A 23,497-nucleotide genomic window follows, 5' to 3' on the forward strand; every position below is an offset into this window, starting at 1 on the left:
TGCGCATCCATTTATAACCGGATGCGCATCTATTTTCGGCTACATGCGCATCCGGTTATAAATGGATGCGCATCTAATTTTGCCTACATGCGCATCCCGTTTTGCCCGGATGCGCATCTGGTTATTTTCATGCGAAATATCTTGCCTGTTTATTCACAAAGGTAGGATTATATTTCATCCCTGAAAGTGTTTCCGTTACTTATTAATTTTTTTCTCATTCCCCATTTGCTTCAAAAGATATTCCACATGGATGAAATGGCGGGTATATTCCGCATGCATCCTTGCATGCCCTCATCAAAGTTACTTAGCCATTGCAGGTTTATTTGCCGTCAGTTTTAACTGACGGATTACAAGTTGTTTTTCCTTTTTGGGCTTTAGCCACATTTCTCTTATATAGAGAGAGACTGTTTCAAAATGGGACTAAAGTCCAAAGAGATAGATCATTTACTAATTCGTCAGTTAAAACTGACGGCAAATGAACCTGTAACTAAGCAGGCCTTATTTATGACTGATAGCTTATAGGCGGATAGGCTCAAATATTTCTAAAACCGTGAAATCCGTGCCTAAATACTTGTTTCACCTTTTTCTATGTTCCGAACCGTGACGTATCCACCGCCTTTACCTTCTTTTCCTTGTAGCCGCCGAAGCTGTAACGGATTGTCAGCAAGATCGAACGGTTGTCCTGGAACAGTTCCATGCGGCTCTTCTGACCCTGCTGGTCGATGTGGGTGAGCGGCTTTTGGCTGTTCAGCAGGTCGTTGCCTTTGAGGGTCAGGCGGAGCTTCTGTTTGGGAAGCGTCCATACCAGGGCGGCATCCAGGCTGTAGAGCGGGTCGATATCGTAAAGGCCCTGTATCACCTTCGTACAGTAATAGCCCGTGAGGTCGAGGGAGAGGTTTTTGTCGCGGGTCAGGAAGATCGTGTTAGTCAGCATGGCCCGCCCGAAGAGCTTCTTCCGGTCGAAACGGACATCGACCAGCGTCCCTTTGTCGTGGATACCGAAGCCCATCAGTGTCAGCCGCGAACTAAGCACCTCGCCGGCGCGGAAAGGAACGACCGCCATCAGTCCGAACATATTGTGCGTATCCAGGTTGATCGTATGGAAGACCGATTGCAGGCGGTCGGGCGACTGGTACGACATCTGTTGTATTTTATCCGGCTGGAAATTGGCGAAGGCCCCAAGCACATACTTGTTTTTGAGGATATAGGTCAGTTGCATCGAATAGTTCAACTCCGGTTTCAGTTCCGGATTGCCTTTGATCACGCTGTAAACATTCATATAATAAGTATTCGGCGTAGTCGCCCAATAAGAAGGATACTTCCGGTTGCTCGATAAGGAGAACTGCAACATGTTGGAAGGATCGATCCGGTAAACGAGCGACAGGGCAGGGAAGAGGTCCGCCCTGTCCCATAACGTACTTTTCTTTCCCGCCGAGTCGATCGAAGCCTTGTAATACCGGACGGTCAGCGAAGCATCCAGTGTCAGCTTCTTTCCGAACGAACGCGAGAAACCACCGAAAGCGCCGACCGAATGTTCCCTCTGCGTCAGGTCGAATGTCCCTTCGCGTTCTTCCGTGTTGTCGAGCAGTGCTTCCGCCTTGTTGTCCGTCCCCGACAACGAAGCCTCCAGCCCGTAGGACAGTTTCCATTTGTTCGCGGTAACGATGAAATGGTTCAGGTAGATATTGGCCCGTTGCGTCTGCTGGCGGCTTTCGTTGCGTCTGTCCTGGTCGGTGTTGTCTTCAAAATTGTTGACCAGCTCCTGCAACGATTTATCTTTGTAGAAGGTATAGTCGATACCCGCGTTCAGGTTCTTATGGCCGTTGTAATCGATACGTGCACTGTGGAGGGAGGTCGGTCCGGTTGTCCGGTTGGCGGTGTTTACCGTTTCGATGCCTGTGAACTCCGTCCGTCCTCCCCGGTGGGAAGCGGGTCCGTCCTGTACATACCGTCCCGTGTAGGAAGCCGAGAGTTTGTCCTTGTTGTCGAAGTCATATTCGAAAGCACCCCGCAGGTTGTGGGCGATGCTTTTGTTCTCCGACCAGTTCTTTTGCAGGATATCGTACCTCTGTCCGTCGACGGTCGGTTCCGCATGCATATCTTCCGTCGAGCGGCTGTGCCGGTAGCCCGCCGAGTAGGAGAAGTCCGTCGTATATTTCTTTCCCGTGTACGACAGGTTCATCCGTCCCGAAGGTGAGAAATAATACCCCTGTTCCCCCGTCAGCGACACTTCCCCTTTCAGGATATCTTTCAGGCTCTTGTCGTTCTCGATGACCAGGTTGATGGAGGCACCCTGTACACCGTATTGCGGCGGAGTACTGTACATCACCTCCACCTTTTTCACCTTATCGGAAGAGGTCGACTTCAGCATATCGGCCAACTGTTCCGGCGTCATGCTGCTTTTCCGGCCGTTGATGATGATCGTCGTGCCCGATGTGCCGAGCAGCGAGATATTGTCGCCTTTCTTTTCTACGCCCGGCAGTTCGCCCAGGACATCGAACGCATTGTCCACCGGTTTGCTTTTCATCAGGTTGGGAATGTCGTACTGGAGTTTTCCTTCGGTCATCTTCACCAGCGGGCGTTCGGCTTTGACGAATATCTCCGGCAGTTCCAGTGTGATGCTGTCGTTCACCAGGATCGTACCTTTACCGTTAGTCTGTTTTTGTGCCGATAACCGGGCGGGTAGTGGAAGCAGGCTGACTATCAATAACAGGTAATAGATTCTTTTCATGTTCTTGTGCTTTTCGTGATTTTTATACGAAAGGTAGAAAGGGCCCTGAACAGTTCCAAAAAACGCTTGCATTTGGTAAGACTAAATAACATTCGTCCGAAACTGTGTTATTTTGGTTTAAAGCGGCAGGCGGCAAGCCGGAGAATCCCTATATTTGTTTGCATGAAATCATCCATGAAATATATCATTGCACTGGTAATCGTGTCGTTATCCGGGATATTCGCCTACCAGTTGTTCTGGATCAACCGGCTGTATCATTCCCATCAGCAGCAGAACAGGGAATATATCATTGAAGCAATCCGCAATGCGGACCATATCGAACTGTTCAGCCGTGCCGACACCATCAGCCGGTTGGCGAACAAGCGGCGGGAAACCTTCTCGCAGGCCGACGACCGGGGAGGTATCGCCCTGACCACCCGTTTCCGGAGTAAGGACTCGGTGCCGGAGACCGTCCGGATCGTCGAGAAAGAAGCCGGACTCCCTCTTATGCCCGAGGTGGATGCCGAGATGAAGAAAGTACTCGAAAGCGGCAAAGTCAGGGTAGGCGATGATTTTAGTTCACTGGGTCGACTGGGGTTGCAGATGCAACGCAGCCTCCACGAGGTGATCGATACGATCTTTCCCGTCGACCTGGCGAAGTTCGACAGCCTGCTGACGGCCGGTCTCCGGGAGAAAAACCTGCACCTCCGCCATTTCACGGAGATACGGTCGCTTACCGACAGTACGGTGGTCGCCTCTTCCGTCCCCACTGGGGAAGACCCGGCGCATTACGACCGTTATACCTGGGAGTATACCACCTATCATCCGAAAGCCTATTATGTCTATGTGGAACCGACTCGGCTGGCTTCGCTGGCTGGAATGACGGGTATCCTGGTCTCTTCGTTCCTGATCCTGTTGATCCTGGTATTGTCGTTTGCCTACATGATCTGGTTCCTGCTCCACCAGAAGACGGTGGAGCAACTGAAAGACGACTTCACCCATAACGTGACGCACGAGTTGAAGACACCCATCGCCATATCCTATGCCGCCATCGAGTCGATCATCCATTATAACCTCCTGGGAAATAAGGAGAAGGCCGACAAATACCTCCACCTCTGCCACGAGGAACTGGAACGGCTGGGCGGAATGGTCGAACAGATCCTGACCCTTAGCCTGGAAAAACGGAAAGAGATCCGTCTGGTGATGGAGGATATCTCGTTGAATGCCCTGATCGGCAAGATTCTGGAACAGCAGAAGATCAAGTCGTCACGCCCTTTCCGCATCCGCGTGGAGTCTGTCCCGGAGGAAATAACCCTGAAAGCCGACCGCGTACATTTGTACAGTATCATCAGCAACCTGGTGGATAATGCCGTCAAATATGCGGACAAGGAACCGGAGATAACGATACGGGCGGAGGCTGCCGGAGGAAAAGTGCAGCTGCGTGTGCAGGACAACGGCCCCGGTATTCCCGAAGAGTACCGCCGGCATCTCTTCGATAAGTTCTACCGGTTGCCTTCCAGCCGCCATTCGCAGGTGAAGGGCTACGGCATCGGACTCTTTTACGTGAAGACAATGGTGGAGAAGCATGGCGGGACGGTCACCGTAGAGAGCGTGTCCGGCCAGGGTTCCTGTTTTATAGTTACATTACCGCAATAACCCCAAGCTTATGGATATTTTATTAGTAGAAGACGAAATCTCCCTGGCCATGATTGTCAAAGACGCATTGGAGGAGGAAGGCTACGAGGTAACGGTAGCCCGTGACGGACTGGATGGGATAGAGCATTATTTTAAAGAGCATCCGGCACTAATCATTGCCGATGTGATGATGCCGGAGGTGGATGGTTTCGAGATGGTGCACCGCATCCGCCGGATGGATAAGGAAGTGCCTGTCCTGTTTCTCAGTGCCCGTTCATCGGTAGACGATATTGTGCAAGGGTTCGAATTGGGGGCGAACGACTACCTGCGGAAGCCTTTCAGCCTGCGCGAATTGATTGTCCGTGTGAAGGCCTTGATCGTCAAAAGCAAGGCTGAACCTGCCGCCGTTGCGTATCACGAAATCGGGTTGTACACGTTTTATCCGTCTACACAGACCTTGGAGGCAGGGGGTGAATCAGTCGAGCTTTCCTTCAAAGAGTCGGAGTTGCTTCGGTTGCTTTGCGAGAGCGGGAATTTTCCGGTCAATACCAAGGATATTCTACTGGAACTGTGGGGAAATGACAGTTTTTACAATACCCGCAGCTTGCATGTCTTCATCACCAAACTCCGGCATAAACTGGAAAAAGACCCCCGTATCAAACTATTGAATGTACGGGGGATCGGATATAAATTGATCTGCTAGAGACTTTTGCCTAAGGGTTTGGGAGAGCTACCACTTTTCCCTTCTTCCTGCTTCTTTCGGCTGCAAACGCTATCAGGTGGCTTTCCAGCGACTCGTCGAGCGGTGTGCTCATCAGGCTGGCATCCTGGCGGCGGATGGCCTCTATCCAATCGCGGATCATGCCGGTATCGCCTCCTCCGTGGCCGACACCTTCGTAGTTGAGGGCATCTTCAGCGTTCGCGTTGTATGTTTTGGACAGGCCGGTGGCGAAATCGGTATGGGTGAACTCTTCCATATCGCCGACGATATCACCCCGTGTCCCCATGATACGGGTGCGGCGTCCGCCATAGGAGGTGAAAGCCTCGATCGAGAAGTTGACCGTCACGCCTCCTTCAAACTCCATCAACATCATATAATGATCCGGCTGGTTGTTTTGGCAGTGGTAAACGCATTTGCCGTATGGGCCCGTCTGCAGGTTCTCCAGGATGACATCGCCCTGTTTGTCCGGGTCTTCCGGAAGGTCAAACACATACAGCCAGGTACGGTCGCGGTGATAGATCTTCAGAGCGGAGTAGGGGCAGGTTGCTTCTGCCGGACAACCGTCGGTACAACGTGCCGGGGCACCTTCCGGAGCATTCTCCGCTTTGAAGTGCGTCAGCTCACCGAAGGCGACTACCTTCTTACAGGGCTTGCCGATCATCCAATGAAGGATATCGAGGTCGTGGCTCGATTTCGCCAGTACCAGCGGCGTGCTCTTTTCCGAATCGCGCCAGCTACCGCGTACATACGAATGGCACATATGCACATGTTCTACCGGCTCGAAATGCTGGATGCTGACCAGCTCGCCGATCACCTTGCTGCTGATCATTTCTTTCAGCATCAGGAAATAAGGCGAATAACGGAGTACATGGGTAAGACCTACGATCTTACCTTTCTCCCTGGCATAAGCCACCAGACGGCGACACTCTTCGTCGGTCTGTGCAATCGGTTTTTCGAGCAGGATATCGTATCCCAGGTCGAGTGCTCTCATGCAGGGGGCATAGTGCAGATGGTCGGGGGTGGCAATGATCACGGCGTCGGCAAACTTGGGACGGCTGAGCAGCTCTTCCCAGGTGGCGACACGGTTCTCCTTAGGGACATGGTATTTGTCGCCGTATATGTTACGCCGCAGTTCGACTAATTCGGCTATACCTGTTATCCGTAGGTCGTCCGGGTGCTCCAGTGAGTAGTCGCCGTACAATTTCCCTCGTCCGCTGGCTCCCAGTACGATCGCGGTGACGGGAGTAGTTTTCTCTGTATTCATAGTATAAAAAGCATAAAAGATTAATTTTCTTCAAATATAGGATAATTTCTTTACAAACCGGTTATAGGACTACCCCATTAAATAGGGGGGTGATTTAGAAATAATTGAACTATCCGAGCAAGCGATCAGTCATACATAAGACATGCTTAGTTACAGGTTCATTTGCCGTTGGTTTTAACCAACGGATTAGTAAATGCTCTCTCTCTTTGGACTTTAGTCCCATTTTAACAGTCTCTTTATGTGACGAGAAATGTGGCTGAAGCCAAAAAAGAGAGAAAACTTGTAACCCGTCAGTTAAAACTGACGGCAAATAGACCTGTAATAGCTAAGTCACTTTGATAAGGGGGATAGCTCGAAATTGATAAGATCAGAACTTATTGCTATTTTCATTGGCACATCAGCATATTGGCTGATTAGCTCATTTTGATAACAACCCAACCTGCTGCCACTCAGGGCTTGTCTACCCCCTTGTAATAGAAAGGTAAATATAACTTAATTTCTTTGTATCTGTTTTGTAATATGCCTCCTCTACATTTGCAGCGTAATTTAATAGAAAAAGAAAAACAGTTATGAAAAAGAGTTTAGTGTTATTAGTTGTTTTATTAGGTACTTCGTTCTCCATGTTGCATGCCGTGACAGTTGCCGATGGAGATAATGACAAGGCTGGCAAAACAAATGTGGAAGCTGCTCCTGTCGAAACATGGGAGTTCTATTCCACCCAACAGGAACCTACTGCTGAAGAACTGGCTAACGCAAACAATCATAAGTTCGGTAAGGAGGTCGGATGCTTGTATAATGCGTTTATGGATATGTATGTGGTGAAAGAGGAAGTGGTTCCGGGTGATCCTGCCCGCCGCACGGTGATCCGCAAACCGGGTATCTACAATGCGGTCCGTTCCATCGAAAAGCAGTTGAACAAGGATGTGAAAAGCAATAAAATGACGAAGGAAGCTGCAGCAGACGAGTTCGCGAATGTCCTGAAGATCGCCCTGGCTGCTATCGACTCCGATACCAACACCTTTGAAGAAGCCCTCCAGGGTAATAAAAAAGATTCATCTCGCCTACTGGCCATATTCGACAACGTCAAACTGAAAAGCCTTTATTAATTCTTCCTTTTCCCCAGATAAGTTTTGTTGATAAATAAAGTTTTAGGGCAGGTCTGTTTCCTGCCTCCGGCTTTCTATGTACACCAATTAATTTAGATATGAAGAACAAATTTTACTTAATGATTTGCGGACTCCTTATCTGTACCTTTATGGCTTTTGCACAATCGGTGAAAGTGACCGGTACGGTAACGGACAAGCTGGGTCCTGTGATCGGAGCTGCAGTAGTCGTGAAGAACTCTACGGTCGGTACAGTAACCGATATAGACGGTAACTACGAGATTGAAGCGCCGAAGAACGCTACCCTGATATTCTCTTTTGTCGGATACGAAACGGTGGAACGCCCGATAGGCGACCTGAAAGTGGTCAATGTAGAGATGTCCGATGACGTCAAGCTGATCGACGAGGTGGTGGTAACAGCCATCGGTATCAAACAACAGAAAAAGAAATTAGGTTATACCACCCAGCAAGTGAGCACGGAAGCCCTTGAACAACCGGGTACGGTGAACGTGGGTAATGCCCTCTCCGGCCAAGTCGCCGGTCTGACCGTTAATAACCCGACAGGTATTTTTCAGGCACCGAGTTTTTCTCTGCGGGGTAAAACACCGCTGATGGTAGTGGACGGTATTCCGGTGGAATCTGACCTGTTCGATGTCTCTCCGGAGAATATCGAAAGTATCAACGTGCTGAAAGGTACGGCCGCAGCAGCCCTGTACGGTTCGAGGGGAAAGGACGGTGCGATCCTGATCACGACCAGGCTGGCGAAAGAAGAAGGTCTGGTGGTAACAGCCGGCATATCCAGCATGGTAACGGCTGGTTTCACCGTGTTTCCCGAGACACAGAATGAGTTCGGTTCCGGCTCAAACGGACAGTATGAGTTCTGGGATGGTGCCGACGGCGGTATCTCCGATGGGGATATGACGTGGGGGCCCCGTTTTGAAGGGCAGAAGATAGCCCAGTGGAACAGCCCGATCCGTGACAAGCAAACAGGTGAAGTGATCCCCTGGTGGGGCGATGTCTCCGGTTCTGTCTACGACGACCGTACACGCTACGAACGTGTTCCGATCACTTGGGAGGCACACGACAACCTGAAGGATTTCCTTCGTACGGGTGTGATCACCAAAGCGACTTTCTCCGTGGCAAATAAGACAAAGAAAGCCAATTACAACTTCAATGGCGATTTCTCCAAACAACGCGGACAGGTCCCGAATACCTCGATCTATACAGGTGGCCTGAACTTTAACAGCATGTTCAACCTGAGCAATACGGTGACTCTTTCTTCCAACCTGTCATATAATAAGGTCTATTCCCCCAACTATCCCCGCTATGGCTACGGACCGAAGAATCACATGTACACGATCCTGTTGTGGATGGGTAACGATGTGAACGGGAAGGAACTGTCACAGCATCTGTATCGTCCGGATTCGGAAGGAACCCGGCAGGCAAATTATAACTATGCCTGGTATAACAACCCTTATTTTGCAGCCAATGAGCTGACACAGAAACACGATCGCAATACGGTGAACGGGCAGGTGAAACTCAACTGGGATGTATTGCCCGGACTGACCCTGCAGGGACGTGCCGCCGGTCGTCTGGAAAGTACGTTTGAAGATATGAAAAGCCCGAAGTCGTATATGAACTACGGCGATTCACGTAACGGTGATTATAAGACCTGGAACAGCGATCAGCTGGATATCAATGCGGATGCGTTGGCTACTTATACACAGGCAGTCAGCAAGGATTTCGCTTTTACGGCCAATCTTGGAACTTCACTCTACTACCGCCAGATACGCAAGGAAACACAGGCTACCGACGGACTGATCGTTCCGAAAGTATATAATATGGGAAATAGCCTGAATCCGGTCAGTGCGACCAACCTGATGAACGAGAAGGCAATCGAGAGCGTCTACGGTTCTATGAACATCGACCTGTTTGAAGCGCTCTTCCTGACGTTCACCGGACGTAACGACTGGTCGTCTACACTTTCGGCTGCCAACAATTCTTATTTCTATCCCTCTGTTTCTGCCAGTACACTGGTGAACGAATATGTGAAGCTGCCTTCGTGGATGGATTATCTGAAGGTCAATGCTGCTTGGGCACAGGTATCCAGCGACCTCGATCCGTACGCCTTGCAGGCGACCTATGCAAAAGGTATCCTCTATGGCAGTACGCCTTCGGTGACGTATCCGAATGACGTGACCGATCCTTCCGGCTCCGGAACGGTGACAGCCCTGGTGAATCCGGATATCCTGCCTCAGAAGACCTCTTCCTTTGAAGTCGGTATGTCGACCTCGTTCCTGCATAACCGTCTGGGGTTGGATCTGACTTACTACCGTATGCTCGACCAGAACAGTATCATCAAGCTGCCTATCTCCGAGGCTTCCGGTTTCCCTTACCGCTTTGTGAACGGCAATGAATATACGACGAACGGTTTTGAACTGATCGTGAACGCCACACCTGTACAGAATAAGAACTTCACCTGGAATGTGTCGACCAACTGGAGCAGTAATATCCGCAAGCTGACAAAGATTTACGGCGGTCAGGATAAATTCGGCGACCTGAAGGTGGGCGACCGGGCGGATGCCATGTACGCTACCGAATGGGAAAAGACTCCGGACGGCCAGCTGATACTGGATGCTAACGGTATGCCGACCAAGAGCGCGTTTACCACCCATATCGGTAACCAGTCGCCCGATGTTCGCTACGGACTTCAGAATACGTTTAAGATCAAAAAGTTTACCGTCAATATCGATATGGACGGAGCGATCGGCGGCACATTGGTGTCGACTACCACCCAGAAGATGTGGTGGGGCGGAAAACATCCGAAGTCGACCATGTACCGTCAGGAAGAATATGAGAACGGTGGCAAGGCGATCTATGTGCCGGAAGGCGTAAACATCGTCAGCGGTGAGGTTACCTATGATGTGAACGGGAATATCCTGACAGATACCCGTGTGTACAAGAAGAATGAAACGGCTGTCAATATCCAGACCTGGGCACAGAACTATCCGTATCGTGCCGTGGTCCGTACCAGCGAGAACGAGTTGTTCGCCAACACTTTCAACCGCTCTTACCTGAAGCTGCGCCGTGTGGCTGTGTCTTATGACCTGAAGAACCTCTTCGAGTCGAATGTGATCAAGGGACTGGATCTGACCCTGTTCGGCAACAACCTGGCAGTCTGGAAGAAAACGCCTTACCTCGATCCCGACTTCGGTGCCAGCGACTCGGACCTGCAAGACCCTTCCGCCCGTTATATCGGTATCAGTGCAACCATCAAATTATAATCCTACGATAAAGCAATGAAGAAATATCTGAAATATATAGCAGCCGGTGCCGCTCTGGCATTCACCTGCAACTCGTGTATCGACCTGGAAGAGATGAATGTCGATCCGAACAACCCGACGACCACCGATCCGGCACTCTTGCTTACCGGATTGTCTTTCAAAACATTCGAAGAATCGGATGCACAGGTTTGCCACGCTACGAAACAGTTGGTGCTGACCTCCGGCGAAAGTCCTTACCAGGTGTATAAATGGACACGCGGCGGCTTCGGTTACTACAGTAACCTGCGCGATGTGACGAAGATGAAAGAGGAAGCGGAGAAGAGTAACGAGACGGCTTATGAGGCTTTGGCTCTTTTCTTTGAAGCACATTATTATTATATGTTGACGATGATGTTCGGCGATGTACCTTGCAGCGAAGCCTTGCAGGGCGAAACGAACGAATTGTACCAACCTAAATATGACTCGCAGGAGACGGTACTGTCTACCGTGCTGGCCAAACTGGATGAAGCGAATACGTTGTTGACCGACAATAATAGCATTATCAGCGGCGATATTATCTATGGAGGCGACCTGCTGAAATGGCGCCGCCTGATCAATGCCTACCGGTTGCGGGTACTGATGTCCTTGTCGAACAAACAGACCGTAGGCGGGATAGATGTGCAATCAACCTTTGCCCGTATCTTCCGGGACGAACCGCTGATGACCGGCGAAGCCGACAACGGCCAGCTGGTATTCCTCGATCAGCAGGATGACCGCTATCCTTATTTCAATGACAGCGACTTCGGTTCGGGGCGTTATATGGATTCTACTTATGTGGCTGTCCTGGCTACCCGTAAAGATCCCCGTTTGTTTGCTTTCTGTACGCAGACCCCTGCTGCGGAAAAGGCGGGACTTGCCGTGGACGATTTCGCCTCCTATGATGGCGGCGATCCGGCAATCCCTTACAGCCTAGTGAACGATAAAGTCTCATTGGGTGGTTGTTCCAAACCGGCTACCCGTTATTACCAGCATCCGACTAACGAGCCGATGATTCTGCTGGGATATACCGAGCAGCAGTTGCTTCTGGCGGAGGCGGTGGTTCGCGGCTGGATTTCCGGAGATGACAAGGAGTTTTACGAATCGGCGGTCAGGGCTTCTTTCCGCTTTTATGAGAAATATGCCTCTTCCGTAGCCCAGTATTTGGGGGAAGATGCTGCTGATACCTATTTGCAGGGCGACAAGGTGGCTTATGCTTCTTCGCTGACAAAAGAGCAGAAGATAGAGCGTATCATCCTGCAAAAGTATATCCCTACTTTCCTGCAAGGCAGCATGTGGATGCCTTACTATGACCAGTTGCGTACCGGTTATCCTGAATTTCGCCGGGCATCCGGAGTGAGTCTGCCTTACCGCTGGATGTATCCGCAGGACGAGTATAATAATAATGCAGCCAGCGTACAGGCCGCCCTTCAGTCGCAGTTCGGAGGAAACGACAGGACATCTGATCCTCTTTGGTGGATTAAATAAAAAGAAATGGCATGAATAGAAAGGAGTTTTTACGGACATCGGGGCTTTTGCTCCCGGTGTCTTTTTTAGGAGTTTCCGGAGCAGAAGCAATCGGAAAGGGTACGATGAAAGAGGTTGCAGAGACGGCTACTGGAGCGTTTTACCTGGATAGTGCGTTTTATAAAGCGCATGCGGACAAGTTGAAGTTTAATACGGACGGTAAATTCAAGATCGTACAGTTTACCGACGTGCACTGGGTTCCGGGCAACCCGGCTTCGGAAGAGGCTGCCGAATGCATGAACGAAGTACTGGCTGCCGAAAAGCCTGATTTCGTGATCTATACGGGTGATATCGTGTTTGCCAAGCCGGCAGCGGAAGGGTTTCGGAAGGCGTTCGAACCTGTTATCTCCCGCAATATCCCGTTTGCCGTAACTTTGGGTAATCACGATGACGAACATGACATGACGCGTCAGGAGATCTATACGTTCATCAAGGATATGCCGGGCAGTCTGACCGGCACGGTGGAAGGGTTGAGCGGTGTTACCAATTTCATCTTGCCGATACGAAGCTCGAAAGATGCGAAAGAGGCTTTTATCCTGTACGGCTTCGACAGCCTGGCTTATTCGCGGAAGGAGGAAACCAAGGGTTACGACTGGATCAAGCCGGATCAGATCGACTGGTACAGGAAATGCAGTACTGCGCTGACGGCAAAGAATGGGGGTAAGCCGCTTCCGGCACTCGCCTTTTTCCATATCCCTGTGCCTGAATATAACCAGGCGGCTTCCGACGAGAATACGTTGCTGATCGGTATCCGTAAAGAGAAAGCTTGTGCACCGGTAGTCAATTCCGGGCTATTCACGGCTATGCTCGAAGCCGGGGATGTGATGGCTACGTTTGTCGGTCATGACCATGTGAACGATTATGTCGCCCGCTGGAAAGGACTTCTCTTGGGTTACGGACGTTTTACAGGAGGCAAGACGGTCTACCATGACGTACCCGGAGGAAACGGAGCACGTGTATTCGAACTGACCGAAGGCGAGCGTTCTTTCAAATCCTGGATACGACTGAAAAATAATCAAGTGATTTCATCAATCCACTACCCGGCGGATTTTGTAAAAGGTGGGGACAGCAATCCCTTTATCTGAGCGTGTCCGTATAATTTCCCCGGTAGGAAACTCCAGTTCCCTGCCTGGGAAACTCGCGTTTCTTGCCTAGGAAACTCCGGTTCCCTCCGCAGGAAACTGGAGTTTCCAGACCGGGGAATTACGAGGAAACTGTAATCTCTTGTCAGTTAGTCGGGTAAGCTTATTTCTCTTCTTCCGCTTTTGAGGCCAATTGTAACCAAAGGAACAATGCTCCCGGAACCAGAATAATAGCGGCTGATACCAGCAACGCGGTACGCAGTGAATAGACGTCATTCAACCAACCGATAAACGGGGCAATGGCGGCAAACATCAGCCGGATGATGAAGTTACGGATAGACAGGACCGTCGCCCGCATCTCCGAGAACGTCATCTGGTTGATATACCCTTTTAATATCGGCGTAGCAAACCCTCTGATCACGTAGAAGACGAGCAGGATAGCCAACCCGGCATACGTCAGGTTGAACGCCAGCGCCATGTAACCGCCTGCCACGAATGTCAGGATCAGTATCCCCATCTTCTTAGGTCCGAAATAGCGGTCCACACGGTCTGAATAAAGGGCGGCGATGCCGACAGTCAGGTTCAGTACCGTCCAGATCACCCCGAACCAGGAGGTTGGCGTATTCATATACATCAGGTAGGGTTGCACGAACCAGGCCATCGTCAGAGTCGCAGCCCCGATGATACCTGAAAACATGATATTATAGCATAGTCTCTTATTCGTAACCAGCGAGTATTTGATGATCCGCATGATCTCCTGTATGGGGCTTTGTATCTTACTCTTGATATTCAGCTCCCGCAGTGCAAAAGCGGCAGGAATGCCGCTGAAGGCGATCACCGCCTGGGCATAAAAAGGATAGCGTAGGGAATAGGCGGCCAGCAATCCGCCGAAGATACCGGCAACGGCTTCCGCAAAGTTTCCGATCATGGTGATACGTCCCTCGTAACGCAGATACAGATTCTCTTTTTTATATTGCACGGTCGTATCGTACAGCAAGGCGGAGTCTGCCCCGTTGACTAGCGTCTGCCCTGTACCCAGCAGTATTTCCGCAATGACGAAAGCGGCGAACGTGGACGTAAAAGAATAGCAAAGATATCCGAAGAAGAAAAGAATACATCCGACTATCAAGCATTTGCGCCGTCCCCACACATCGGCAAGATATCCCGACGGTATCTCCAGTGCTACGGCAGCGATCGAATAAACGCTTTTCAGGATGAATACGTCCTGCAGTCCCAGTCCGTGATCTTCATAGAAGAGCACGATGATCGGCATGACCAGGGTGAACCATTTGGATAATTTAATAATGTATAGCGCAAGTATGTTTCGTTTCATTCGGGAGTTTCTTCTCTGGGATCTTCCGACAAAAGTATATATTTTTTCAATAAAGAGCTAATCTGAAGTTGACAGTTGACAAGTGACAGTTGACAGTTATGTCGGTTTTCAACTGATTTATTTATCGAACGTGAAGCCCAACTGTCACTTGTCAACTGTCAACTGTCATCTGTCATCTATAACGCTTATGTTTGAACATCTTCTTCTTGTGTAACCAGCCTCAATCCTTCCTGCCGGTTAAGCGATTTCCCTTTAACTATCTTCTTTTTACGAATATATTTAAAATATTACGAATTAATCGTATTTGTCTTGCCGCTTTGAAATATAATCCTTTTATTTGCGATGTGTTATATTAAATTAATAAGGTTATGAAAAAGATAGGACTATGTTTGGCTACTGTGATGTTGTTGATGGGGATGAATGGTTGTAAAGATCGTGCGGGAAGTGAAGGACCCTTGCCGGTGCTCGACTTTCGTGCAGATATACCGGATCAGGAAGTAGCCTTGCAGGATTTAGGCAAGGTGCGTTATTTTCGTTTGCATACACCAGGAGATGTGTTGCTGGGCGATCAGATGAAGTTGGCACCGGGTGAGCACGGTTTGTTCTTCTTTGGGCCATCCAGCGGAGATGTGATAGGCTTTGATAAGAAGGGGGAGATGATTTGCCGTTTTAACCGGAAAGGGCAGGGAGGTGAAGAATATGTCAGGATACGCCATATCCTGTATGATGCAAAACGGCAGGAAATCTTTCTGGATGCGATCACCCAAATGCAGGTATATGATCCGGAGGGGAACTTTAAAAGAACATTAAAAATTCCGGAATCTTATCAGATGGATGTCGTGGAGTCTGTGGACGAGAATACGATGGTTTTTCTGGATATGCAAGGCGCTCTCTTCGTGAAAGAAGGGGAGACAACCCGGATAGATGATAATCCGGAAGCAAACAACCAGCCTTTTGTCGTAATGGATAAAGATACCGGAGAAAAGATAGAACGTCTTCCTCTTGTTTCGAACGAGCGTTACCGCAGTATGATCGTGACCACGCGTGACGGACGTCCTTTTGTCTTGTTGAATCGTATGAGAAACCTGCTTGCCTGCGACGGGGGAGGTTGTGTGATCAGTGAGCCGGCAGCCGATACGCTCTATTTGTTATCCCCCGACCGCCAACTGAAACCGGTCTTCGCTAAACTCCCGCTATCGACCGAGAAAGACGGCAAGATCGCTTGCGAGATCAGGGCTTTGACACCGGATAAGATGCTTGTCAACGCTGTTTTTCTGAAAGACGAAGGCCAAATGACATTACGGAACGAGCTTTATCTATATACAGTAAAAGAAAATACCTTCTCTCACGTCAAACTGGCGAATAAAGATTGGAAGAACGGAGACATGATGAATTTTGTATTCAATAATAACAAGCTCTATTACATCTTATATCCTTTCACGTTACTCGAAGCGATGGAAAAAGGAGAACTCTCCGGAGAGCTGGCGGAGATAACCAAAACATTGGACGAAGACGAGAATCTGATCCTTATGGAAGTCGATCTCGATTGATTTGACGTTATTATTTATTGTTAGTTAGTAAAAAAGTTATTACTTTGCGACAGTTTTATACTACTAACAATTAAATGATAACAAACTGATACCATGATTTGGAACGAAACTATTGAATGTATGGACCGCGAAGAAATGCGGAAATTACAGAGCATCCGGTTGAAACGGGTTGTCGAACACGTTTATCATAATACCCCCTTTTATCGCAAGAAAATGCAGGAGATGGGTATTACTCCGGATGATATTCAATCTATTGAAGATATATCCAAGCTGCCGTTCACGGTTAAGCAGGATTTACGCGATAATTATCCCTTCGGACTGATGGCTGTACCGATGTCCGAGATTGTTCGTTTGCATGCCTCTTCGGGTACGACCGGAAAACCGATCGTTGTAGGATATACCCGCAAGGACTTGTCCATCTGGTCGGAAGTGGTGGCACGCTGCCTGACGGCTTATGGTATTACAAAGAATGACTCCGTGCAGGTTTCCTATGGCTACGGTTTGTTTACCGGAGGTTTGGGTGCCCACGGCGGCGTGGAAAATATCGGCGGGACAGTGATCCCGATGAGTAGCGGTAATACGCAGAAACAAATCCAGTTGATGCACGACTTCGGTGCGAAGGGACTGGCATGTACGCCTTCGTATGCCCTGTATCTGGCGGAGACGATCCACAGTTCAGGTATCCCTTTGGAAGAATTTCAGTTGAGGGTAGGAGCTTTCGGCGCTGAACCCTGGACGGAAAACATGCGTAAGGAACTGGAAGAAAAGCTGAACATCAAGGCATATGATATCTACGGGTTGACGGAGATCTGTGGTCCTGGTGTCGGCGGCGAATGCGAATGCCAGAACGGGACGCACCTGTGGGAGGACCATTTCTTCCCGGAAATCGTCGATCCGGTAACCTTGCAGCCGGTTGCTCCGGGCGAACAAGGCGAACTGGTGTTCACGACACTGACCAAGGAAGGTATGCCGATGATCCGTTATCGTACGCGTGACCTGACACATCTGATCTACGAAAAATGCGAATGCGGTCGTACAGCTGTCCGTATGGGCCGTATCCTCGGACGTAGCGACGATATGATGATCATCCGCGGTGTGAACGTATTCCCATCGCAGGTAGAGTCCGTATTGTTGGAAATGCCGGAATTTGAACCGCATTACCTGATCGTGGTGGACCGTGTGAACAACACCGATACTTTCCAGATTCAGGTGGAAGTACGTCCGGACTATTATTCGGACGAGATGAATAAGATGATCGCGCTGAAGAAGAAGATCGCCGCCCGCATGCAGAGCGTGATCGGTATTCAGCCTGATATAAAGATCGTCGAACCGCGCAGCCTTGAACGCAGTCAGGGCAAGGCTAAACATGTGATCGACAATCGTAAGTTAGTTTAACCCCTTAAAAGAGTAAAATGCTATGCTAATTAAACAATTATCCATCTTTCTAGAAAATAAGAAAGGCCGTTTTACGGAAGTAGCAAAGATTTTAGGTGAAGCCGGAGTGAACATGTCGGCCTTTACAGTGGCAGAAAATTCGGATTTCGGTATTCTGCGTCTGATCGTGTCGGATACGGAGAAAGCTATTCAGGTTCTTCGTGAAAAACTATATGCGGTGAGTGTGGCCGATGTCGTATGCCTTCATTGCCCCAATCAGCCGGGTGCGCTGGCTAAGGCGATGGAGATCATTACTTCTGCAGGTATTTTTGTCGAATATATGTATGCTTTCTCGCAGGGAGAGGCGGCGAATGTGATCATCCGTCCCGACAATGTGGAGAAGTGTGCAGAGGTGCTGAAAGCCAATAAACTGGAGCTGATTGCTGCCAGCGATTTATATAAGTTGTAAATATTAACGTTATGCGCTTCGTTATTTTACCGAAAATAATGTAACTTTGCGCGCTAAAAGTATGTGAATGAAAAAGGTTGTATTTTTATTGATGATGATTACGGTCTTGTTATCCTCTTGCGGGGAGTACAACAAGATACTGAAAAGTACGGACTATGAGCTGAAATATTCGTATGCAAAGAAGTACTTCAATGCAAAGCAATATAACAAGTCCGCTACCCTGCTGGATGAACTGGTTACAATCTTTAAAGGAACTGCTTATGCCGAAGAATCCTTGTACCTGCTGGCCCAGAGCTATTACGGACAGAAAGATTATCAGACGGCTTCGCAATACTTTAATACGTATTATACCACCTATCCGAAGGGCGAATACACTGAATTGGCCCGTTATTATTCAGGATATGGTTTGTATCTGGATTCACCCGATCCGCGGTTAGATCAGACACAGACGTATGAAGCTATCAACCAGTTGCAGCTCTATCTGGAGTATTATCCGCAGAGCGAACGTGCCGCCGAAGCCCAGAAGATCATGTTTGAATTGCAGGAGAAACTGGCTTACAAGGAACTGCTGGCTGTAAGATTGTATTATAACTTGGGTACTTACATGCGCGACAATAACTATTTGTCTGCCGTGATCACTGCCGAGAACGCGTTGAAGAACTATCCTTATTCCAAATATAGGGAAGAGTTCATGTTCTACGTATTGCGCTCGAAGTATGAACAGGCTATAAACAGTGTGGAAGAGAAGTTACAGGGTCGTTATCGTGAGGTTGTGGATGAATACTACACTTACATGAACGAATATCCGGAAGGCAAATACGTAAAACAGGCACAAAAGTTCTACGATTACGCCAACAAGAGAATAACAGATACGTATTAACGATATTATTTAACAATAAAGTAAAATGGATTACAGAAAGTCTAACGCTCCTTCGAATACGGTTACCCGTGACATGATGAAGTTGTCAGCCGACACGGGAAATGTGTATGAAACAGTAATGATCATCGGTAAACGAGCTAATCAGATTAGTGTTGAAATGAAGCAGGACCTGGAAAAGAAACTGCAGGAGTTTGCATCATACAACGATAACCTGGAAGAAGTTTTCGAAAACAGAGAGCAGATCGAGATCTCCCGTTATTATGAAAAACTTCCGAAATCGACGCTGATCGCAGCACAGGAATATGAAGAAGGTAAGGTTTATTATAAGAACCCTGCTAAAGAAAAGAATAACTTCTAAGAAGAAATATTGTGTAAGATATGAAAAGGCTGACCCTGATAGAGTCGGCCTTTCCATTTAAAATGAACTAATAACCATGTTACAAAGAATACAAACAGTTTATTTGCTTATTATCGTGGGCCTGATGGTAGCCACGCTGTTTTTACCTCTTGCCTTGTTGCAGGCGGGAGATCAGTTTTACTCTTTCGATGCGACAGGTGTCAGCACGATCGCCGCTGAAGCGGAGTTGGTTTATCCGACGTGGGGACTTTTTGCATTGACGGCGGTGATCTCTATCCTGGCGTTGCTCACCATCTTTTTATTCAAGAAAAGAATCCTGCAAATCCGTCTGTGCGTATTTAATGCCATCCTGATGTTGGGTTTCTATGCTTTGTTCGGTTTCTTTGTATGGATACTGAAAGAAGAACTGGCAGGTGCCGCTCTGAGTGTAAAGATCGCCTTGTCTTTCCCTGTAATTGCCTTGATACTGGATTACCTGGCTATCCGTAATATCGGTGCTGACGAGGCTCTGGTTCGTTCGCTCGACCGTTTGAGATAAATTAGAATAGTAGTCCGTAAAGGACAAATAAAGGTTATAAAAAGCGTAATCATGTCTAAGTACATGGTTGCGCTTTTTCTGTTTGTTAACGTTATCCGGATTTGTTTTGTCATTCTTCCAAATATATTCCGATTGTTGTTTCAGAGCTTATCTAATGGCTGATTTATCAAATAACGAAAATACTTTAGACGATTTTAGATATTGAATGGGCACTATATCGCTTCTTTTGCTTTGTGAAATAAATAAAAAATTGCCTATGGTTTAAAAAAGGAAACACTAGTAGTAAAAAGGGGATAACCTACCCTTTAAATCTAATCAGAGAGAATTAAGAATTATTGGAAAAAACTTAAAAAGAAATGACATTTAACATGAAGAAAGAAAATTTCCGGGGAATAAAAAATTGGAATGTGGCGTTTGCCCTCCTGTTTTTATTCTCTACCGCCCAATCGAAGGCGGACACAGGAAAAGGCTTGGAAGCCTCGAATCCTACTATTAAAGAAAGTGCTGACATACCGGCTAGCCAACAAAACGAACGTACTATCAAAGGTATTGTAAAAGATGCCACTGGTGAAACGGTTATCGGAGCCAACGTGTCTGTCGTTGGCACAACCATCGGAACTGTAACTGATGTTGAAGGTAATTTCTCATTGAAAGTACCGGCAGGGGCTACCCTGAAAGTTTCATTTATCGGTTATAAAGATGTAAATGTAAAGATTACGAACCAGCAATCATTGGATATCGTTTTAGAAGACGACTCACAAGCGTTGGACGAAGTCGTTGTCGTTGGTTTCGGTTCACAAAAGAAAGTGAATTTGACAGGATCTGTATCTGTCGTCGATGCCAAAGAGTTGACTTCCCGTCCGGTTACAAACGTATCCCAAGCCTTACAAGGTTTAGTGCCGGGTATGAACTTCAGCTATGGTTCTGATGGTAATGGTGGTGAAATCGGTCAGGACATGAAAATTAATATTCGCGGTGCCGGTACTATCGGCAATGGTTCCAATGCCTCGCCATTAGTGTTGATCGACGGCATGGAAGGTGATATGAATGTCTTGAATCCGAATGACATTGAAAGCATTTCCGTTTTGAAAGATGCTGCCGCCTCCTCCATCTACGGTTCACGTGCGCCATTCGGTGTCGTTTTGATCACTACCAAGAAAGGTAAGGCAGGTAAAGTCAACATCAGTTATAACGATAATTTCCGTTGGAGCCATGCCATTAACATGCCGCAATTACCGGATTCATATACCTATGCACAATACATGAACCTGGCAGCTGTCAATACTCAAGAGGGTCTCCTTTTCCCGGCTCAGAATTTGGAACTCATGCTCGCTTATCAAAAAGGGGAAATTCCCGGCACGCAGACAACATTTGCCAATGCGGACGGCAAGACATGGAACTGGCTTGGAAACTCTAATAACGACTGGTATGATATTTTCTTCGGAGGCACTGCTTTTTCACAGGAACATTCATTAAGTATTAATGGAGGTACTGAAAAGTTCCAGTATTACCTCTCTGGTAACTTTATGGACCAAACGGGTCTGATCAGTTTTAATCCCGATAAACTAAAAAGATACACAGTAACAGCCAAAATCAATGCAGAATTATTTCCATGGCTACACATGAATTACAGCACCAAATATATGCGTAAGGATTACAGCAAGCCGTCCACCATGGATAACAACCAGTATTATCACGACATGGCCAAGCGTTTTCCCTCCGAACCCATGTATGATCCGAACGGTTATGCTCAGGTTGGGTTGCTGTCACAGTTACTTTACCAGGGTAAAGATGCCAGTCAGACTGATTGGTTATACCAGCAATTCCAGGTTGTACTGGAACCCGTTAAAGGATGGAAGGTATTTGGAGAGTTGAATTATAAGACTGTTGATGGATTCCAACACAAGGATGTATTACATCTTCCCAAACATTATGTAGATGGAACAGAATATTTCGAAGATACCAATTCTGTCGCAGAATATGCCGAAAGAACTAATTTCTTTAATCCGAACATTTATTCTGATTTTATGAAATCACTGGAAAGCGGCCATAATTTTAAGGTCATGGTGGGTTTCCAGGCCGAACTGAATAAATGGCGTAAACTGGGTGCCAGCCGTACAGACCTCATCACAGAGAAAGTTCCCGATTTGAATACGGCCACAGGACCTGATAAAATTGAAATTGATAAGGATGCAGGTGACAAAAATCATTGGGCAACAGCCGGTTTCTTTGGACGATTGAACTATGATTATAAAGAACGTTACCTGGTAGAGTTCAACATGCGTTATGATGGCACCTCCCGCTTTGCCGCCGACAAGCGTTAGAACTGGTTCCCTTCAGTATCCGCCGGCTGGAACGTAGCACGTGAGGAATTTATGGAACCGCTGGAAAGCACTATCAACACATTAAAGATACGTGGTTCATGGGGTGAACTTGGCAACCAAAATACCAAAGCGCTTTATCCCTATATCCAGACAATGCCATTTGTTGCCAATGATAGCAAAAGTCACTGGCTGTTAAGCAATAGCAAATTTGAGAACACGGCTGCTTCGCCCGAATTGATTTCAGCGCTTTTAGGTTGGGAAACCATGCGTTCATGGAATATCGGCTTCGACCTGGGAATGTTCAATAATCGTTTCAACATGAGCTTTGACTGGTTCAACAGAAAAACTGTAAATATGGTAGGGCCAGCTCCCACTTTACCTGCTGTATTAGGGGCCGATGTTCCTAAAACAAATAATGCCGACTTGCAGTCTACCGGTTTCGAGCTCGACCTTTCATGGAGAGACCGTATCGACGCAGTACAATATGGAGTACATGTGCTTCTTTCAGACGACCGGCAGAAAGTCTTAAAATATCCGAATGAAAAAGGCTTGCTTTCTACATGGAGAACCGGAGAATATATGGGCGAAATCTGGGGATTCGAAACGATTGGAATTGCCAAGAGCGATCAGGAAATGCAGGATCATCTGGCATCCCTGCCCAATGGCGGACAAAGTGAAGTCGGCAAGAATTGGGCTGCCGGTGATATCATGTACAAAGACCTGGACGGAGACGGTACAATCCACAAAGGAACTACCGTAGACAATCCGGGTGACTTGAAAATTATTGGTAACAACACGCCGCGTTACAAGTTTGGCCTTGACCTGGATGCCTCATGGAAAGGCTTTGATATACGCGTATTCCTGCAAGGTGTATTGAAAAGAGACTATTATATAGATGGAAACATGATGTTCGGTGCTACCGGAAACAGATGGCAATCCGGCTTTTTCAAAAGCCAGATGGACTTTTACCGTGACGCAGATGACTTCTGGGGCGAAAATCACGATGCCTACTTGCCGAGGCCATTGTTCAATGATCAGAACCAAAAGAAACAGAGCCGCTACCTGCAGAATGCCGCCTACTGTCGCCTGAAGAACCTGCAAATAGGATACACCATCCCGGCACGTTATACGCAGAAGGCCAGAATCTCTAATCTGAGAATATTCTTCTCTGCCGAGAACCTGTTTACCATAACTTCACTACCCGATGCTTTCGACCCCGAAACTTTGGGTACAGGATACGGAGCAAACTGGAATGACGGGACTTCTACAGCCAAGACACATCCGCTGTCACAGACATTTTCAACAGGACTTAGTGTTAATTTTTAATTGA

The 23,497-nt window shown here is 47.9% G+C and carries 15 protein-coding genes and 1 pseudogene; 13 read left to right on the forward strand and 3 right to left on the reverse strand.

What is annotated here, in order from left to right:
* Positions 1 to 586 precede the first annotated feature (586 nt).
* Entirely contained in the window at positions 587 to 2,731 is a 2,145-nt protein-coding gene (locus DWW23_RS06110; protein ID WP_122352395.1) for an outer membrane beta-barrel family protein, read from the reverse strand.
* 174 nt (positions 2,732 to 2,905) lie between these two features.
* Here DWW23_RS06110 and DWW23_RS06115 point away from each other — a divergent pair, with 174 nt between their 5' ends.
* Both DWW23_RS06115 and DWW23_RS06120 read left to right on the forward strand, forming a co-directional pair.
* Positions 2,906 to 4,366 (forward strand): HAMP domain-containing sensor histidine kinase, encoded by a 1,461-nt coding sequence (locus DWW23_RS06115; protein ID WP_233564274.1) that lies wholly within the window; start codon positions 2,906 to 2,908, stop codon positions 4,364 to 4,366.
* Positions 4,367 to 4,376: 10 nt separating this feature from the next.
* Positions 4,377 to 5,048, forward strand: coding sequence for a response regulator transcription factor (locus DWW23_RS06120; protein WP_122352397.1), 672 nt, complete (start codon positions 4,377 to 4,379; stop codon positions 5,046 to 5,048).
* Positions 5,049 to 5,058: 10 nt separating this feature from the next.
* Here DWW23_RS06120 and DWW23_RS06125 read toward each other — a convergent pair whose 3' ends face one another.
* Positions 5,059 to 6,330 (reverse strand): Gfo/Idh/MocA family protein, encoded by a 1,272-nt coding sequence (locus tag DWW23_RS06125; protein WP_122352398.1) that lies wholly within the window; start codon positions 6,328 to 6,330, stop codon positions 5,059 to 5,061.
* 569 nt (positions 6,331 to 6,899) lie between these two features.
* On the opposite strand from DWW23_RS06125, the gene DWW23_RS06130 reads away from it, so the two are divergent.
* From DWW23_RS06130 to DWW23_RS06145, 4 genes are all read left to right on the forward strand, one after another.
* Complete coding sequence (locus DWW23_RS06130; RefSeq protein WP_122352399.1) at positions 6,900 to 7,436, forward strand: hypothetical protein; 537 nt, start codon at positions 6,900 to 6,902, stop codon at positions 7,434 to 7,436.
* 98 nt (positions 7,437 to 7,534) lie between these two features.
* Complete coding sequence (locus DWW23_RS06135; protein ID WP_122352400.1) at positions 7,535 to 10,717, forward strand: SusC/RagA family TonB-linked outer membrane protein; 3,183 nt, start codon at positions 7,535 to 7,537, stop codon at positions 10,715 to 10,717.
* A gap of 15 nt (positions 10,718 to 10,732) precedes the next feature.
* Positions 10,733 to 12,220 (forward strand): SusD/RagB family nutrient-binding outer membrane lipoprotein, encoded by a 1,488-nt coding sequence (locus DWW23_RS06140; protein ID WP_122352401.1) that lies wholly within the window; start codon positions 10,733 to 10,735, stop codon positions 12,218 to 12,220.
* Between the two features lie 104 nt (positions 12,221 to 12,324).
* Entirely contained in the window at positions 12,325 to 13,344 is a 1,020-nt protein-coding gene (locus DWW23_RS06145; protein ID WP_122352608.1) for a metallophosphoesterase family protein, read from the forward strand.
* Positions 13,345 to 13,504: 160 nt separating this feature from the next.
* On the opposite strand, the gene DWW23_RS06150 is transcribed toward DWW23_RS06145, so the two are convergent.
* A complete protein-coding gene (locus DWW23_RS06150; RefSeq protein ID WP_122352402.1) occupies positions 13,505 to 14,674 on the reverse strand; it encodes an MFS transporter in 1,170 nt (389 codons plus the stop codon).
* A gap of 368 nt (positions 14,675 to 15,042) precedes the next feature.
* Here DWW23_RS06150 and DWW23_RS06155 point away from each other — a divergent pair, with 368 nt between their 5' ends.
* The 7 genes and pseudogenes from DWW23_RS06155 to DWW23_RS27025 all read left to right on the forward strand — a co-directional run bounded on the left by DWW23_RS06155 (position 15,043) and on the right by DWW23_RS27025 (position 23,493).
* Complete coding sequence (locus DWW23_RS06155) at positions 15,043 to 16,224, forward strand: 6-bladed beta-propeller (RefSeq protein ID WP_122352403.1); 1,182 nt, start codon at positions 15,043 to 15,045, stop codon at positions 16,222 to 16,224.
* 93 nt (positions 16,225 to 16,317) lie between these two features.
* Positions 16,318 to 17,619: a phenylacetate--CoA ligase family protein gene (locus tag DWW23_RS06160; protein WP_122352404.1), complete on the forward strand. Its 1,302-nt coding sequence runs from the start codon at positions 16,318 to 16,320 to the stop codon at positions 17,617 to 17,619.
* 22 nt (positions 17,620 to 17,641) lie between these two features.
* Positions 17,642 to 18,067, forward strand: coding sequence for an amino acid-binding protein (locus DWW23_RS06165; protein WP_028726750.1), 426 nt, complete (start codon positions 17,642 to 17,644; stop codon positions 18,065 to 18,067).
* Between the two features lie 67 nt (positions 18,068 to 18,134).
* Positions 18,135 to 18,947: an outer membrane protein assembly factor BamD gene (locus tag DWW23_RS06170; RefSeq protein WP_122352405.1), complete on the forward strand. Its 813-nt coding sequence runs from the start codon at positions 18,135 to 18,137 to the stop codon at positions 18,945 to 18,947.
* 25 nt (positions 18,948 to 18,972) lie between these two features.
* Positions 18,973 to 19,305, forward strand: coding sequence for a DNA-directed RNA polymerase subunit omega (locus DWW23_RS06175; RefSeq protein ID WP_122352406.1), 333 nt, complete (start codon positions 18,973 to 18,975; stop codon positions 19,303 to 19,305).
* Between the two features lie 76 nt (positions 19,306 to 19,381).
* Positions 19,382 to 19,843: a DUF4293 domain-containing protein gene (locus DWW23_RS06180; protein ID WP_122352407.1), complete on the forward strand. Its 462-nt coding sequence runs from the start codon at positions 19,382 to 19,384 to the stop codon at positions 19,841 to 19,843.
* Positions 19,844 to 20,211: 368 nt separating this feature from the next.
* Positions 20,212 to 23,493 (forward strand): annotated as a pseudogene (locus DWW23_RS27025) (SusC/RagA family TonB-linked outer membrane protein).
* Positions 23,494 to 23,497: the final 4 nt, after the last annotated feature.

It is taken from the genome of Parabacteroides sp. AF14-59 (assembly GCF_003479515.1).
In the GTDB taxonomy this organism is placed as follows: domain Bacteria; phylum Bacteroidota; class Bacteroidia; order Bacteroidales; family Tannerellaceae; genus Parabacteroides; species Parabacteroides faecis.